The organism is Arenibacter flavimaris (assembly GCF_030291335.1).
In the GTDB taxonomy this organism is placed as follows: Bacteria; Bacteroidota; Bacteroidia; order Flavobacteriales; family Flavobacteriaceae; genus Arenibacter.
Window position 1 is genome coordinate 97,454 of the sequence record NZ_JASWIM010000013.1, and the last position, 15,800, is coordinate 113,253.

General features: G+C 36.8%; 10 protein-coding genes. 6 read left to right on the forward strand and 4 right to left on the reverse strand.

Annotation, left to right across the window (positions count from 1 at the left end; genetic code table 11):
* The first annotated feature begins 65 nt into the window (after positions 1–65).
* From QSE00_RS11910 to QSE00_RS11925, 4 genes are all read left to right on the forward strand, one after another.
* Complete coding sequence (locus QSE00_RS11910; protein ID WP_286106137.1) at positions 66–962, forward strand: DMT family transporter; 897 nt, start codon at positions 66–68, stop codon at positions 960–962.
* A complete protein-coding gene (locus QSE00_RS11915) occupies positions 925–1,950 on the forward strand; it encodes a nitrilase family protein (protein ID WP_353477467.1) in 1,026 nt (341 codons plus the stop codon). The genes QSE00_RS11910 and QSE00_RS11915 overlap by 38 nt, the downstream gene beginning before the upstream one ends.
* An 86-nt stretch (positions 1,951–2,036) precedes the next feature.
* On the forward strand, positions 2,037–3,101 hold the full coding sequence (locus QSE00_RS11920; RefSeq protein WP_286106138.1) for a DUF1611 domain-containing protein: 1,065 nt from the start codon (positions 2,037–2,039) through the stop codon (positions 3,099–3,101).
* Complete coding sequence (locus tag QSE00_RS11925) at positions 3,082–4,146, forward strand: mandelate racemase/muconate lactonizing enzyme family protein (protein ID WP_286106139.1); 1,065 nt, start codon at positions 3,082–3,084, stop codon at positions 4,144–4,146. Before QSE00_RS11920 ends, QSE00_RS11925 begins: the two co-directional genes overlap by 20 nt.
* A 1,180-nt stretch (positions 4,147–5,326) precedes the next feature.
* On the opposite strand, the gene QSE00_RS11930 is transcribed toward QSE00_RS11925, so the two are convergent.
* A complete protein-coding gene (locus tag QSE00_RS11930; protein WP_286106140.1) occupies positions 5,327–6,859 on the reverse strand; it encodes a SusD/RagB family nutrient-binding outer membrane lipoprotein in 1,533 nt (510 codons plus the stop codon).
* A gap of 123 nt (positions 6,860–6,982) precedes the next feature.
* Positions 6,983–10,171: a SusC/RagA family TonB-linked outer membrane protein gene (locus QSE00_RS11935; protein WP_286106141.1), complete on the reverse strand. Its 3,189-nt coding sequence runs from the start codon at positions 10,169–10,171 to the stop codon at positions 6,983–6,985.
* Positions 10,172–11,779: 1,608 nt separating this feature from the next.
* Here QSE00_RS11935 and QSE00_RS11940 point away from each other — a divergent pair.
* Complete coding sequence (locus QSE00_RS11940) at positions 11,780–13,054, forward strand: FG-GAP repeat domain-containing protein (RefSeq protein ID WP_286106142.1); 1,275 nt, start codon at positions 11,780–11,782, stop codon at positions 13,052–13,054.
* 387 nt (positions 13,055–13,441) lie between these two features.
* On the opposite strand, the gene QSE00_RS11945 is transcribed toward QSE00_RS11940, so the two are convergent.
* Positions 13,442–13,645, reverse strand: coding sequence for a hypothetical protein (locus tag QSE00_RS11945; protein WP_286106143.1), 204 nt, complete (start codon positions 13,643–13,645; stop codon positions 13,442–13,444).
* Between the two features lie 245 nt (positions 13,646–13,890).
* On the opposite strand from QSE00_RS11945, the gene QSE00_RS11950 reads away from it, so the two are divergent.
* On the forward strand, positions 13,891–15,027 hold the full coding sequence (locus QSE00_RS11950) for an FG-GAP repeat domain-containing protein (RefSeq protein WP_286106144.1): 1,137 nt from the start codon (positions 13,891–13,893) through the stop codon (positions 15,025–15,027).
* 129 nt (positions 15,028–15,156) lie between these two features.
* Here QSE00_RS11950 and QSE00_RS11955 read toward each other — a convergent pair whose 3' ends face one another.
* A complete protein-coding gene (locus QSE00_RS11955) occupies positions 15,157–15,723 on the reverse strand; it encodes a gluconate 2-dehydrogenase subunit 3 family protein (RefSeq protein ID WP_286106145.1) in 567 nt (188 codons plus the stop codon).
* Positions 15,724–15,800: the final 77 nt, after the last annotated feature.

A 15,800-nucleotide genomic window follows, 5' to 3' on the forward strand; every position in this document is an offset into this window, starting at 1 on the left:
AATGTCTTTTTACAAAATAGTAATTAGATATTTAAACTAAGTAAAAATCATTAAAATTAGGAAATATGAAAAAAGAGAATTGGCTATTTTTTGTTATAACACATGTTATATTCTTAGGTATCTGGGGGGCACTTGTTGAAATCTCCGAAAAAAATGGGTTTCCGGCAACCCTAGGATATGTAGTATGGGCATGTACAATGATTCCAGCTGCCATTGTAGCCCTGAAAATTAACAATTGGCAATTAGAGTATGACAAAAAGGCAATGTTCTTGGGCTTTTCGATAGGCCTCCTGGGATCAATCGGACAATTGGTTCTTTTTATAACATTAAAAATAGCACCTGCATACCTCGTTTTTCCACTGCTCTCTTTGACTCCCGTTGTTACAATCTTACTTGCTGTCGTATTTTTAAAAGAGAGAACTGGGCTTTTGGGGTGGCTTGGGATCGGCATTGCTGTTCTCGCTATCCTAATGCTTTCCTATCAACCGCCTGGAGATAAAACAGTCGAAGGATATTTATGGCTGATTTTAACATTAATACCTCTGCTAGCATGGGGCTCCCAAGGGTTTATAATGAGGTTTGCAAATGAATCAATGAAAGCAGAAAGCATCTTTTTTTATATGATGGTTTCATCGGTTTTACTTATTCCCATGGCAATTTATTTGACCGACTTCTCAGAACCAATCAATTGGAATTTTGATGGGCCTTATTTGACGGCCATAATCCAATTCTTGAATGCCTTTGGAGTATTATTTCTCGTTTACGCATTCAGGTTTGGAAAAGCAATTATTGTCGCTCCGATGACTACAGCGCTGTCACCAGTCTTAACTGTTGTTATATCCTTGGCCATTTATAACATAATACCACATTTTATTATAATAATCGGTATGGTTTCAGCAATTGCAGCTGCTTTCCTAATGGGTATTGAAGAAACAAAAGAGGAGAACCAAACAGTTAACTAAAAATAAGAACCACATAGGAATAATTCCAAAAAACATGAATATTGCAGTTGCACAATTCCAGCCACGAGATGGAGATAAAAAATATAATCTATCAACTATTGAAGGTTTAACAAAAAAAGCAAAAAGTAAGGGAGCAGATGTCATCAGCTTTCATGAAATGTCGATCACTGCCTACACTTATACAAAGGATTTGAACTTAGAGCAGATTACGGAGTTAGCGGAGGATGTGCCCTTGGGAAAAAGCACCCAAGAATTGATAAGGATATCCAAAAAATATGATATACCTATCCTTGCGGGCCTTGTTGAAAAGGAGGGTGATAGTATATTTAATACTTACATATGTGTAAACAGCAAAGGTCTTATCACAAAGTACAGAAAATTACACCCATTTATAAACCAGTATATGTCGGCTGGAAACGAGTACGTGGTCTTTGAATTGTTAGGGTGGAAGTGTGGTATTTTAATTTGCTATGACAACAACGTCATAGAAAACGTCAGGGCCACCGTATTAAAGGGAGCAGAATTAATTTTTGCACCACATGTTACAGGTTGTACGCCATCCTACATGCCAGGTAGAGGCTATGTTGATGATATGGTTTGGCAAAACAGGCATGAAGACCCCGTTCCCTTAAGACTCGAATTTAGTGGTCCGAAAGGTAGAGGATGGTTAATGAGGTGGCTTCCAGCTAGAGCTTATGATAACGGAGTTTACTACGCCTTTACCAACCCGATAGGTTACGACGGGGAACATTTGAAAAACGGCAACGCCATGGTTATTGATCCCTATGGCGAAATATTATCTGAAATAAATTCATTTGAAAATGATCTGACAATTTCAACCATCACTAAAGAAAAAATAGAATTGTCAGGGGGATGGAGGTATAGAAAATCCAGGAGACCGGAATTATATAAGGAAATAATTGGAAAAAACAACAACTCTGATACGACTCCTATTTGGACAAAGGATATCCCAATGACCAGAAAGTAAAAACCTTTTAGGCACCAAAATCTAGGGTATCAGCAGCCTTTGAGACCGGGCTGCTGCAAATTAACACAAGAAAATAGAATTCAATAATGAAAAAAAAAGCAATTATCGTTACAGATGGTCTTTTACATACGGAGTATGCGAAAACATCCCACGGACTGATCCGAGGATCTAATCGCTTTGAAGTGCTGGGTATTATCGATTCAAAACATGCAGGTTTGGACGCAGGAGAAATTCTAGATGGGAAGCATAGAGGAATTCCTATAGTTGCATCAATTGATGAGGCGATTACAAAATTTATCAGCATAGACTATCTAATCGTTGGGGTAGCCACAAAGGGAGGTATACTATCCAAAACTATATTAAGCACGATTAAGCATGCCATTACTTATAAAATCCATATTGTCAATGGTCTTCACGACTTACTGTGTAAGGAGGAAGATATTGTAAAAATTGCAGCCAAAAATGAGGTTGAGTTGATTGATATTCGCAAACCAAAATCTATAAAAGATCTTCATTTTTGGACCGGCGAAATCTTTAACATAGATATTCCAATTATCGCCGTTTTGGGAATGGACTGTGCCATGGGAAAGCGTACCACCACCCAGTTAATGATCGAAGCCTGCAACAAAGTTGATATCCATGCAGAAATGATTTATACTGGTCAGACAGGTTGGATGCAAGGTAGCAAGTATGGTTTTATATTCGATTCCACTATTAATGATTTTGTATCAGGAGAATTGGAACATTCCATAATTAGTTGTTGCTATGACACCAAACCGGACATGATATTTTTGGAAGGGCAATCTAGTTTAAGAAATCCAAGTGGACCATGTGGATTGGAAATGCTTATTTCTGGAAATGCCAAACATGTGGTACTAGTCCATGCACCGAACAGAAAATATTTCGATAACAATTCGGAATGGGGTAATATACCATCCCTGGAATCAGAAATCGAAATTATTGAAAAATTTGGATCTAAAGTTATAGCCATTGCACTAAATACAAATGGCTTCTCATTTGAACAAGCTAAATTCACGAAATCGGAATTAAAGAATTTATTAAATCTTCCAGTGGTTCTGCCTATTGAAGAAGGAGTTCAAGAAATTATTACAGTCCTTAAATCACTAAAAAATGAAAATAAAAGAAATTAATGCATTCTCGCAAAATTTAGCCCTTTCAAAGCCATATAGCATTGCCTACCAAACAATTTCCGATGTAAAGAATATATTCCTTGTGGTTACATTGGAAAACGGGATTATAGGTATCGGTTCTGCCAATCCAAATTTCGAGGTAGTAGGTGAAACTCCTTCACAAACTCTAGAGAATTGTATTTCAGATTTTTGCCAATCTTTTGTAGGGAAGGATATTCGCCACTTCAGGAATATAATCAAAAGTATCGAAACCGCTTTTCCAAATAAACCAGGAACTCTTGCCATATGGGATATAGCCTTACACGATGCATTTGGTAAATATTTAGACATCCCTGTTGTAGGACTGTACGGACAATGTATTGAACGACTACCTACTTCCTGTACTATAGGTATTATGGGTGTTGAGGAAACTTTAAGAGAAGCAAGAGAATATGAAAGTTTGGGATTTAATGTGCTTAAAATTAAAACTGGACTAGACATTGAACTTGATATCGAAAGAGTAATAAAGCTTAATGAAAGATTTAAAAAATTAACTATTCGTGTAGATGCCAATCAAGGTTATACAAAAGAGCAACTATTACAATTCGTTCGTGCAACGGAGAAGTATAATCTACAACTAATTGAACAACCTATCCCGGTAGGAGAGGAGAGCCAGTTGGTTAAATTGGATGAAAAAATTAGAAAATTATTAGTGGCGGATGAAAGTCTTAAAAATAGCACTAGTGCAGTAACTTTAGCTGTAAAACCACAAATCTTTGGCGTCTATAATATTAAGTTGATGAAATGTGGAGGCCTTATCGGGGCTTTCGAAATCGCAACAATCGCTAAAGCTGCCAATATAGATCTCTTTTGGGGTTGTAACGATGAAAGTATTGTAAGTATTACTGCCGCATTACATGCCGCGTTTGCCTGCCCGAATACCAAATATCTGGATTTGGACGGTAGTCTTGACTTAGCAGAAGATCTAGTTCATGGAGGGTTTATTCTGAAAAATGGAGAGCTGAGTATTGGCGGAAAATCAGGATTTGGAGTTGAAATTAATTAATTTAATATTTAAGCAACTATTGTTTTTATCTTGTGCACATGTGGATTGACATTTATAAATATTGAATATTGAATATGCACTTTTTCCTAATGTTCTAAAGCGTGGGATTTATAGATATCCCTTCGATATCCGCCTTAAAAAACACACGAAACTACGGCTTAATTAATCCTTGGGGTTTCCTTTCGGGATAGTTTTCCTATACCACAGGTCTGTTTTATAGTTTTGTTCTTGGAAGTGTTCACTGCTCTCAATTTGCATCGCCTTGACATAATTCCAAACAGGAGTTTATCTTGCCAAGTTTACACACCTTCCATTCAGGTCCTTAATAGCTTTCACTACGTAAATTACTTACAAATCTTTTTTCTGGACAAGCTCCACTTCACCATTGAAATTGGGTTGTCTTGCTTTATTTAGCTCCAACGTCACCCCATTTCATAATCGTTTTACGGAACTTCTGCCCAAAGAACTACCCACTACGACCGGTCAGGATTCTTGGCGTGGAAATGGGAATTTAGTCCTTGTTTTACCATATAATTCAGCGTATTTAAAATGGATCGACGTGGGTATATCTTGGTAACTAGTAAATTCATAAAATTTCGATAAAGGTGAATCAAAAACCAAGGAGCCATTTTACAGTTATCCATTTGAATACACCCATGAAACTGTCCGATCGCAACAAATTTATTTGCGCCCCTTAAGAACCTCTTTCTTGACAAGGCCAACAATTACTTCTTTTCAGTTTTCTTGGGTAGTCAATTCAAGTTTAATTACCCCATTTATGGTTTTGTTCAGCTAAGTATAACATTGTTATTCTAGACCTCTAACCTTTCTAGATAAGTTAACACCATAATAGAAATATCTTTATGGTTGTTTTTCATATAATACAATTTAATATTTTGTTAAATGGAAAAGGGGTTAAGCCATAAAGCCACCCCTAATTCCAAACTAACTCAACCAACTCAACTAACTCCGTTTTGAACAATTATGCATTATATATTTTGACTTTTTTAGTTGAACTAAATATTTTCGCCCATACCTTTCCAATTGTTGAGACTTTGATCAATTTCTTTCAAACGCAGAATAGGATGGTAAGCAGATCAAATATTAAAAATCTCGAATATATAGACAACTATGGAAATGAACTTTAAACAATCATCTGTTGCCTTTTCATTTTATTTAGTTAATCAAATATGCTACCGGGATGTTCAAATGGTACATTGGGATTTGCATCCCACCACACCTTGGTCAGTAAACCATCTCCGCCGATTCTATCAGAAGCTTCTTCATAATTGGAGCTATTAAAGTTAGCTTCGGCAAAAGGATACGTTAATCTCCTTGGTATTTGACCATCGGTATCGCCAACCATTGATCCTATCAATATTTTAGGATAACCTGTCCTTCTCCATTCGGCGAATGCTTCATAGATATTAGGGAAAAGAGCAACACTTTTCTGCCTAATAATTTGCTCCAACTGTTCTTCTGCATTTCCTTGAAGGGTTGCAATAGGGTCCAACATAAACTCATCAATTTCGGCATTGTCGACCCCATGAAGTTCCATATTTGCCCTAATACCTCTTTTATACCAAGTATCTGCATCCGTTTGGCCCAGACCTAATATCGATTTTGATTCAGCAAGTGCAAAACATACTTCACTATAATCCATCACATATAAATCCACAATAGGCTGCCTATATTTTACTCCAACCTTACTTAGGACACTATCCTGATACATTGCAAATTCATTTTCCCCCAAAAGGCCGATTGGCCTACCTCTGTAATTCAATAAGCTTGGGTCATCCTGACTTTCTGCCAGTGCAACTGATCTAGGCGTAGGTGTTGCCATTATGGGACGTCTCGGGTCTTCACCCTCATTTAAGATATCAATAATCGCTTTACCCATATATCCATTAATTGCCCCATTATTAAACACAATTTCATTGTATAACGAATTTTGATTGCTTTCAAAATCGTCACTGGTTGTGACAAAGGCATTTTCACTATTATCTTGAATAAAATCCGAAGTAAGTACATCGCTAATCTCTGTTGAAGCAAGAGAAGGATCTACATAACGTACCCTTAGTGCCAATCTCAACCTCAAAGAATTGGCTAATTTTTTCCAATTAATAATATCACCGGCATAGATCAAGTCAGCACTACCGAAGTTATCAGTAGAATTTTCATCAAGATCACCAGCAGCTTCTTTAAGTTCGTTCAACATATCTTTATAAATACTCTCTTGTGTGTCGTACTTCGGTTGTGCTATCACTTCTTCGGACGGTTGCACTGCCTCTGAGTAAGGAATATCCCCATATAAATCCGTCAGATATTGAAAGATATATACTCGCATAACCCGAGCTATGGCATTTCTATTAATTTTTTCAGGATTATTATTGGTCAACCTGATTATTTCTGATATATTAAGAAGATTGTTATACCCTTTATTAAATTCTCCTCCATAATCAGTAGCATCAAAAATGAGACCACCTCCGGACGCCCAATAACCCGCAAAACTGGCAATTCTACCGGTAGGCTTATTATCACTTATAAAAACCTCTTTTTGTACTTTAGTTAAGAGTAAAGCTTCATCAAGTTGTTCTTTCGTTAACAAGGATGGATCTGTATTCAAACTTTCGAAATCATCAGTACATGAATTGCCAATTACAAGCACCGTGGCAATCACAGAAAACATTTTAATTAAATTACTATATTTCATCACTTCGTATTTATTTGTTTATATCATTTAAATCTTATGCGCAACTTACAATGAGATTGACATCAATAATTAAATAAGGTTTTGGTCATTGCCTCATTATTAAATTCGATAATTGCTATCATATCAAAATCCCAAATTGAGGTTTACTCCAAAACTCCTTGTTGATGGAAGGGTATAAGACTCTGATCCTTGTGTGCTAGATTGAGAACTAAAGGCTGCTTCAGGGGTAATACCGATACCTTGCATGTGCTCTTCGATATACCAAAGGTTTCTTCCTACCAAGGAAATTTTGGCGCTAGAAAACACAGATTTCTTTAATAATGATTTAGGAAAATCATAAGCTAGGCTAACTTCCCGTAGTGAAATATAGCTTGCGTCAAGAACAAACTCCTCCAAAATATCGTTTCTGGTCCACCGCCCCGTTAAATCAAGCCTAGATAATTCAATGTCACTCTTTTCGCCTGCTGAAAGATGTAAAACCTGATTCCCATTTCCGTCATCTATATAATAATCGTTTTCCATCACACCGTCGGCTATTCCCACCCATTCACCTTCTGAATTTTGAAAGAGATTCTGGTCTGTAAATACGCCTGTACCTCGTGCAGCTTGAATATATTTAGTACCTGATAATAATTCTCCTCCCATTTTTATATCGATAAGGGTATTCAAGGTAAAGCCCTTGTACGAAAAACGATTTGTAAGTCCTCCGACCCAGTCTGGTTGAATATTCCCTAAAACTTTCACCTCTGTGCCATCGCGTTGGTATCTTCCAAAATTATCCAATAATTTTTCGCCTTTTTCATTTCGTTTATACGCAAAACTTACAATATTTCCAAAGTCTTCTCCTGGCCTAGCTTCAATTGTCCCCCATCTATCTTGTCCCATTTGATGTGCCTCGATTCCATCCACCAGGGATACAACCTTTGATTTATTCTTAGCATAATTAAAAATCAGGTCCCATTTAAAACTGTTGGATATTTTAATTGGAGTAGTGTTGATCAACAATTCAATTCCTTCATTGGTTATTTCACCAGCGTTGATTACCATTGTCCCAAAACCGGTGGCGTCTGAGATATTAACGGGCAATATCTGATTATTTGTGGATGAATTGTAATAAGTCACATCAACACCTATCCTATTATTGAACAAGCGAATATCTGCGCCAAATTCTACCGCTTGTGTCAGTTCATTTTTTAAATCGGGATTTGGTATCCTATTTTGTATTTGAGCCATACCCTGTCCATTTATGGTTTGGGTCGAGCTGGTATATCCGGTGGTAGTAAGATACGGATTAGAGTCGTTCCCAACCTCGGAATACCCTGCCCTTAATTTACCAAAAGTAAGTGCCTTGGATTTCAATCCGAAGGCATCGGTAAATACAAAACTCGTAGCTACCGAAGGATAGAAAAACGAATAATTGTTCCGACCCAAAACGGACGACCAATCATTTCTTGCAGTACCATCCAAGAAAAGATAATTCTTGTAAGCTATTTGCCCAGCTGCGAATACCGAATTCATTTGCCTTTCCACTTTTTCATATCTGGGAGTTACCTCGTTGGCATTGCTGATGTGATATAACCCAGGCGCCCTAAGATTGGTTCCTTTCGCTCCAGTAACTTCCCTACTGGAAACCAATTGGCTTGCCCCTAAAGTTAACGAACCTGAAAAACTGTTTGAAAAATCTTTTTTGGACAACAAGAGTATATCGCTATTACGTTCCTTCACATGCCAAGTGTAATTACTTACCAATCCTGTTCGTGCACTACGACTGCCAATTGCACTTCTATTGAAACGTTCATCAGTATAAAAATCTATGCCTGTTCTTCCCTGAACACTAAGCCAGTCGGTCATATCGTACCTTAAGGATACAAGGCCAATTATACGGTCTCTTTCATCTTCATTTCTAATTTCATTAATGGTCCAATAGGGGTTTTCGAACCTTGTGGTATAAAATAGGGGATTCCCATTCTCATCCTTATAGTTCCTTGCTTTTTCCATATCAACATGTCTTGGTAACTGAATCAGTGCGCTCATTATATTTGAAGAACTTGCAGAAACACCAGGCCGTTGACTTCCCTTGTGGTGAATATAATTGACTTTGGCATCAATCGACAATTGGTCTGTAATTTTTGCCATACCTCTAAAATTGACAGTTTGTCGGTTAAAAGTACTTCCAGGAATATTTCCTTCATTCTTTAAATCCGATATCGAAAGCCTCATGTTGGCCTTGTCATTACCTCCATTCAAGGCTATAGTATTTGTTGCCGTATATCCCGTTTGAAAAAAGTTCCTAACATTGTCGGGATAAGGAATCATAGACATGACTTTTGTCGGATCCGCCCAATCTGCCACCAACTGGCCTTCAAGTAAGGGCCCCCAACTCATTATTGTACTACCCTCATTCGGAAGAATTACTTCATATTCGACCCCATCAATAATTGTTGATCCACCTCCATTAAAGGAAGTATAGTCATAACCAATTCCAAACCTATTTTGAAAGGTTGGAACCGTTGCCACTTCATCCATGGTTACATTTGAATTTAATGAAATTCCCAAGCCTTTCCTTGAAGAACCAGACTTGGTAGTGATCAAAATCACCCCATTGGCTGCTCTAGCACCATAAAGCGCCGCTGCATTAGGGCCTTTTAGCACAGTCATGGACTCTACGTCATCAGGGTTTATACCTGAAATTCCGTCCCCATAATCGACACCCCCCCCCGCGTAATCCGCAGGGTCCAGATTCTGATTATCAATAGGCACACCATCAATCACATAAAGTGGCGCATCATTTCCAGAAATCGAACTATTCCCTCGGATGACCACTCTAGAAGAGCCACCTGCACCTGTGGCGATATTCGTCACCTGCACACCTGCAACCTTACCTGCCAGTGAATTAGCAATGTTGGTTTCCCTTGCTTCTGTAAACTCTTCACCTTTTACTTCTTGGGCAGCGTAACCCAAGGCCCTCGTTTCTCTTTTAATTCCCAAAGCAGTTACGACGACCTCATCCAATTGACTAGAATCTTCCTCCATACTAAGGTTTACAGTGGTAGAAGAGCCAACAACCACGGTTTGTGTTTTCATTCCGAGGTATGAAAAGACCAGGGTACTTCCTGTAGACACATTAATTGTATAATTACCATCAAAATCTGTCTGCACACCGTTTGTTGTTCCCTGCTCTAGAACATTGACCCCCGGCAATGGTCCGCCATTTGCCTCAGTGACTGTTCCAGAAACACTCAGTCGCTGGGCATACGCTGTATGCAACAGGAATAATACCAGGCTAAGAGCTAAAATGATCTTTTTTTTCATGAAATTAGTTTTTAGTTATTATTAAAGCATTTAATTGGTTATGAAATGTAAAATTGTTCTCAGAAATAAGCATAAAATTAAGTCTCCCTTTAATTTTAAAATAAAAATAGCAAAAAAGTAATAAATTATTTTTCTTTTACTTTCATTTGATTCAAAAATAATAAAAAATAATAAAAAAGCAAGTATACATTAAAATTATTTCAATATCGGAGCACTAAGAATAAATAATTTCCCAACTTGTAACTTCCCATCAATACAACTATTACTGCCAGGCTAAAAAATTAAGTTGTCCAAAAGGCAATATTGCCCGTTCGTAGGACCGTTTTTAAATTCCAATGGACTAAAAACATGTGTGGTAGCAAACTTAAGGCTGCTTAAACAGCATAAAAATTATGTTTTGTCGATATAATCATATAATATCGACACAATGTTATGATGAAGCTTACCATAATGTTGGACGTCCAAGGTTGACATGATGCATTCAAGGCTAAATTCTTTCCATATAAGATATAAGCCCCTATTAAACTAACCTAGAGGTAGGAAGACCATTCACGCTTATTTCTATTAGTTTCAGGCCGCAAAAACTAAATTATTTCGTAATTACCCGAGGATTGACACACAATATTTAAGGCTATCTAGAATTAAAGTAATACGCCTTAATCCTTAAAATGATGAGGTCCAATAGATGGACAAACAGTAAATTTAAGAAAAGGTAAACTCAAGAAAAAGAGAGCTCGTGGGACCAAGGGAAGTACTTAGAAAAGCCTTATAGGAATGTCGAGCGGCCATGGTCAATATTTGAACAAATACCTAAAGACCCAATTAAAAATTTAAAAAAAACCGCTGATAGCCAAATGAAAATAATTACACATTAGAAAAAAGCAACCCTCAACACCAGTCATGCCAGATTTCACATGAAACCTAAACACCAATACTTTCGGAATAAACTTTGGTGCAATTTTGATATTAAAGTACACCCCAACTTTTCCTGTTATTCTATTTCTATGTGACCAACGTTCATATTAACTAACCCCCTACAAGTCATAAGAAGAAAACTCTTTACAGACTTCACCAGGTTATCGCATATAAATAATGAAACGAAACTTTTTAAGTTATTTTTATATATTTATAGCCTTTTAATTTTATATTAGCTATTGGTGTCATCTATCAATTTATCTTAATTAAACTTATTTTTTATGAAAAAGTCCTTACCCACAATCTCAGTACAATCATTCAACTCAAACTCCACTCACGCCAAACTCTAAGAATATTTAACCAAGCCCTGTTTGCTATAAATGTCCAAATATTTACAATAACACCTGTGCCGGTACCCGGAAAATGAATGTATTAAGGAAAGTTAATAATTGACCCGGATTTCTCGTTAAGGACAATTGAATAAATAAAATCGCGGCCAAAATTGGAGAAGGTATAAAATCAAAACTGGATCAAAATTATCGGCAATAATCTAAAGTAGAGACTTTCAATATTGTCAAAAATACATTTTAGTTCTTGTAGAAGCATATAATAAAAGATAAAGCACCATCTAGAACAGGGCTCATAAGGTAAAAAATGAATTAAGAATTAATCACATTCGAAAATAAACTAGTCATGCTCAAACAATACTCAGCAGTAATTACTATTATCACTCTTTTAATTTCATGTAAGGAGGAAGTTAGTCCTAAACAACTACAAGAAGCAAAAATAACAAACGAAATGTTCGATCATCACTATATTGTCAAGAATCTGCCGGGCGAAACTGATTGGGGGTATGGATGTTCCGTAATTGGAGATTTGGACAATGATGGAGATTTGGACTTTGCTTTTAGTGGAGCAGATGGATTTTACTGGTTTGAGAATGACACTTCGAATGAAAGTTTATGGAAAAAACATCTGATCGGAACAATGCCAATAAGGGCATTGGGAGCCGCTATCCATGATATAGATCAAGATGGTTGGGCAGACATCGTAATCGGAGGGTTTTGGTTTAGGAACAGTCAAAATCCTAGGCAAGAAAAATTTGAAAAATATCAATATGATATTAGTATTGATTCCAATATCCATGACATCGTAATAGCGGATATGGATAATAATGACATAAAAGATGTGGTAATAATAGGAGAACATGAAGGTGTCTTTTGGTATGAAATACCAGAAAGGCCAATGAAACCGGTACAATGGAAAAAAAACCTAATAACATTAGATGTATTAGCAACAAAGGACCACATCCATGCCGGCTTTTTTCCGCAGGGAATAGGGGATTTGGACGGTGATGGCGATATGGACTTGGTACTTCCGGATAGATGGTTGGAAAATATAGACAGGAATGGTACAAAATGGGAAAAACATCAGTTACCATTTGGAAAAAGAGGTCCTTTTGGTCTATCCTCTAGAAGTTGGATTATTGACCTTGATAATGATGGGGACAATGATATTGTAATGACCGATTGTGATCAGAAAGCTTCTAGGGCAGCATGGTTAGAAAACAACGGATTTGAAAATCCAGAATTCACAACACATTTTTTGCCCATGTCCGCACCTGGCATAAGAGGTTCTTTTCATTCTCTGCATGTAGCTGATTTTGACAATGATGGTGATCAAGATATTTTTACCTGTGACCAGGAAGACGACACCCTTTTCCCTGAAGGTGCCAATCCAAGGTGGTACATTTGGGAAAATATAAGCAACGATGATCAAATTAAATTTGCAGAAAGGATTATATTGGACAACGGATTAGGAGGACATGATGCACGTGTAGGAGATGTTGATGGAGACGGAGATTTGGATATTCTGTCTAAAGTATGGAACCTATGGCCTGGAAATGCGAATGATGGTAAAGAACATGGGGATTACCTGGAGAATAAGTTGCTAAACAACCCAAAATGATATTACGTAATCTTGCTCCAAAAAGTTATAGAATTCCTATAGTTTTACTACATCCTATCCTTTACTAGTGCCTATAAAATAACCTTAGCTCGTATTTAGTAATATTTCCCACTTTTTTACTGCTCCTAAGTTCTATGGAATTGCTGCAAAAAAGTGAGTAACTAAATAAGGGTCATGCTGCTGTTTTTCAATTGTACAGTTCTAATTCAAATTCCTCTATAGTTTTATACCCCAAAGTGGAGTACATTCTTCTACAGAGGTACCAAGTTTCTAACAATTGAAAGACGAATTGATCGGCTTCCGAGCAGACTAAAATTAGTCCAGTGCGTATATTGATTTTTTATTGTAAAAAAAAATAACCTGGTTAATTAAATGACATTCAAATGTTTAACCAAACATCCGCTTTTGATTTCCACGGATAGAATTATGGAGAATTTTGGTCCTATCTACGATTTTTTCATTGAACTGGAACAAGTCCTTGGCATGTAAGAGATTGATGACGGCTACGGTATCAAATGACTCAAAAGGCAGTGATATCAGTAGTGCTCTTTCTTTAAATGTACTGTTTGGTCCAATAATCAGGAATCTCATTTATGGATTTCATTTTGAAAAAGTTATATATACCAAAAGAGAAAACAGAGCAAGGTATTCAAGGGAATAGCAGAAAATAGCAATGGTATTTGGTGGGTATTTTATAGAAACGTATTTTAGGTTTCTTTGATGAAAAGTACATAGGTGATAAACAAGCAACGATATAGGTTAAGTCAAAATATGGTATAAACCATATCCCGTTAACTTTGATAACTATCTATCTTAACCAATAAACTATTATTTATATGAAAACGGTATTAGGATTGTTTATAAGCTTCTTTTTTGTAATTAACTGCATAGGGCAGGCCATGTCGTTTGAATGTCACGAGATAGGCACCTTTAAGGATAGAATGGGACAAACAAGTCTTATAGATATTGATAATGATAATGATCTTGACTGGGTATTTGGCCGTTTTGGTGAAATGTTTTGGTATGAGTATGTATCCTCTGATAATTGGATTTTACATGAGTTAGGAAAAGGTGCGTCAACAGATGTCGGAGGCTGCCCACATGATGTAAATCAAGATGGATGGATGGACTATATTGTTGGAGACTCATGGTATGAAAATACTAAAAAGCCGAGGGAAGAAACTTTTGTTATACATAATAAAAATATGATTAATTGTCATGACAATATAGTAGTTGATATTGATGGGGATAATATTAAAGATGTCGTTTCATTGTCCAACAACCCTGATCACCCTGTTTTGTGTTGGTATAAAATCCCTGAAGACTATACTTCTAATTGGAACTATTTTAAAATCGGAAATGGGATTCATGGAGGAATAGCTCCAATGGGATACGGGGATTTAGATAATGATAACGATGTTGATATTGTAAGAGGTAATGCATGGTTTGAAAACGCCGATGGGAAGGGTCAAAAGTGGACATTACATGAAAATCTAACACCTTTAAATGGTAATCGGCCTGACAAATTTGGATTAGCTTTAAAAACCTGGTGTACTGATTTAGATCAAGATGGAGATATTGATGTTGTTCAAGCAGAAGCAGATACTCAAAATGGTAGAGTATTTTGGTTTGAAAATCAAAATAAAGGAGAGAGTTTTGTTTTTCATCTAATATCAAAGGATACCACGAATCAGGATTTTCACTCATTGATTTTGGCAGATTTTGATGGAGATGGTGATACAGATATTTGTTCCGGTGGCGGCCCTTTGTCACAAGAAAAGCATAAAATGTTTATATGGGAGAATAAAAATGGAGATGCAAAAATATGGAGTGAACACACTATTCTTGAAGGCAGAAGGATACATGAAGCTATTGGTGCTGATGTTGACTTCGATGGGGACATTGACATATGCGCGAAGCCATGGCATGGTGGACAACATATTTTTCTTGAAAATAAGTTAATAGATTTTTAACGAAGATACTATCCCGTAATCTGTATAAATAATAAATCCCTATAGATTGCTCTCTAAAGTCCCCTCAACAAAAGAGACCATGGTTAGTCGTGTTTTAATCTTCATTACGATCAAATAAATTTTATTTGATCAATTCCCCTTCATGATTCTTGTATCTGCTGTTGCTTCAACATCCCCTATATATGGCCCAGGGATGGGCACATAATCCAAATTTTGTTTCACTCCTTCCTCAGTTGAATAGTAAATTCTTACTACAAGCTCCTTAACTTTAAGAAAAAAGGGTTCCATATCAGCCCTTTCCTGGACATATACCTCTTGGTCCAACCTATTAAGGTAATTTAGTTTTTCCCCTTCGTTAAGCTCAAAAAATCTATTGCCCGTATTGTCTATACAGTTTAGATCAAACTGATGCAATCCTGCTAGAAATCTACTTTTATATACATCATCATAAACTTGATGAAGCAGCAAATCCATATAAACATTCACCTCTACGTCGGAGGCACTAGGTGTTTCCGTTCTCGGAATGATGGTATCCGCAATAGCCCTGACCAATTTGTCCTGATCATCGTTAAATACCTTATTGTTGGAATGGGAAACCCCACTTTTGCAACTCATCAAACCCGTAAAAACTGCGGGGGCCAAATAAACAGATTTTACAATCCATGATATTTTTATAACTGCCTCTCTTCTTTCCATAATCTTAAATTGGTGTTATTGCCCTATCGGTCTTGTGGGCATCCATTCCCAAATCACACCCCTACAAACATCTCCCT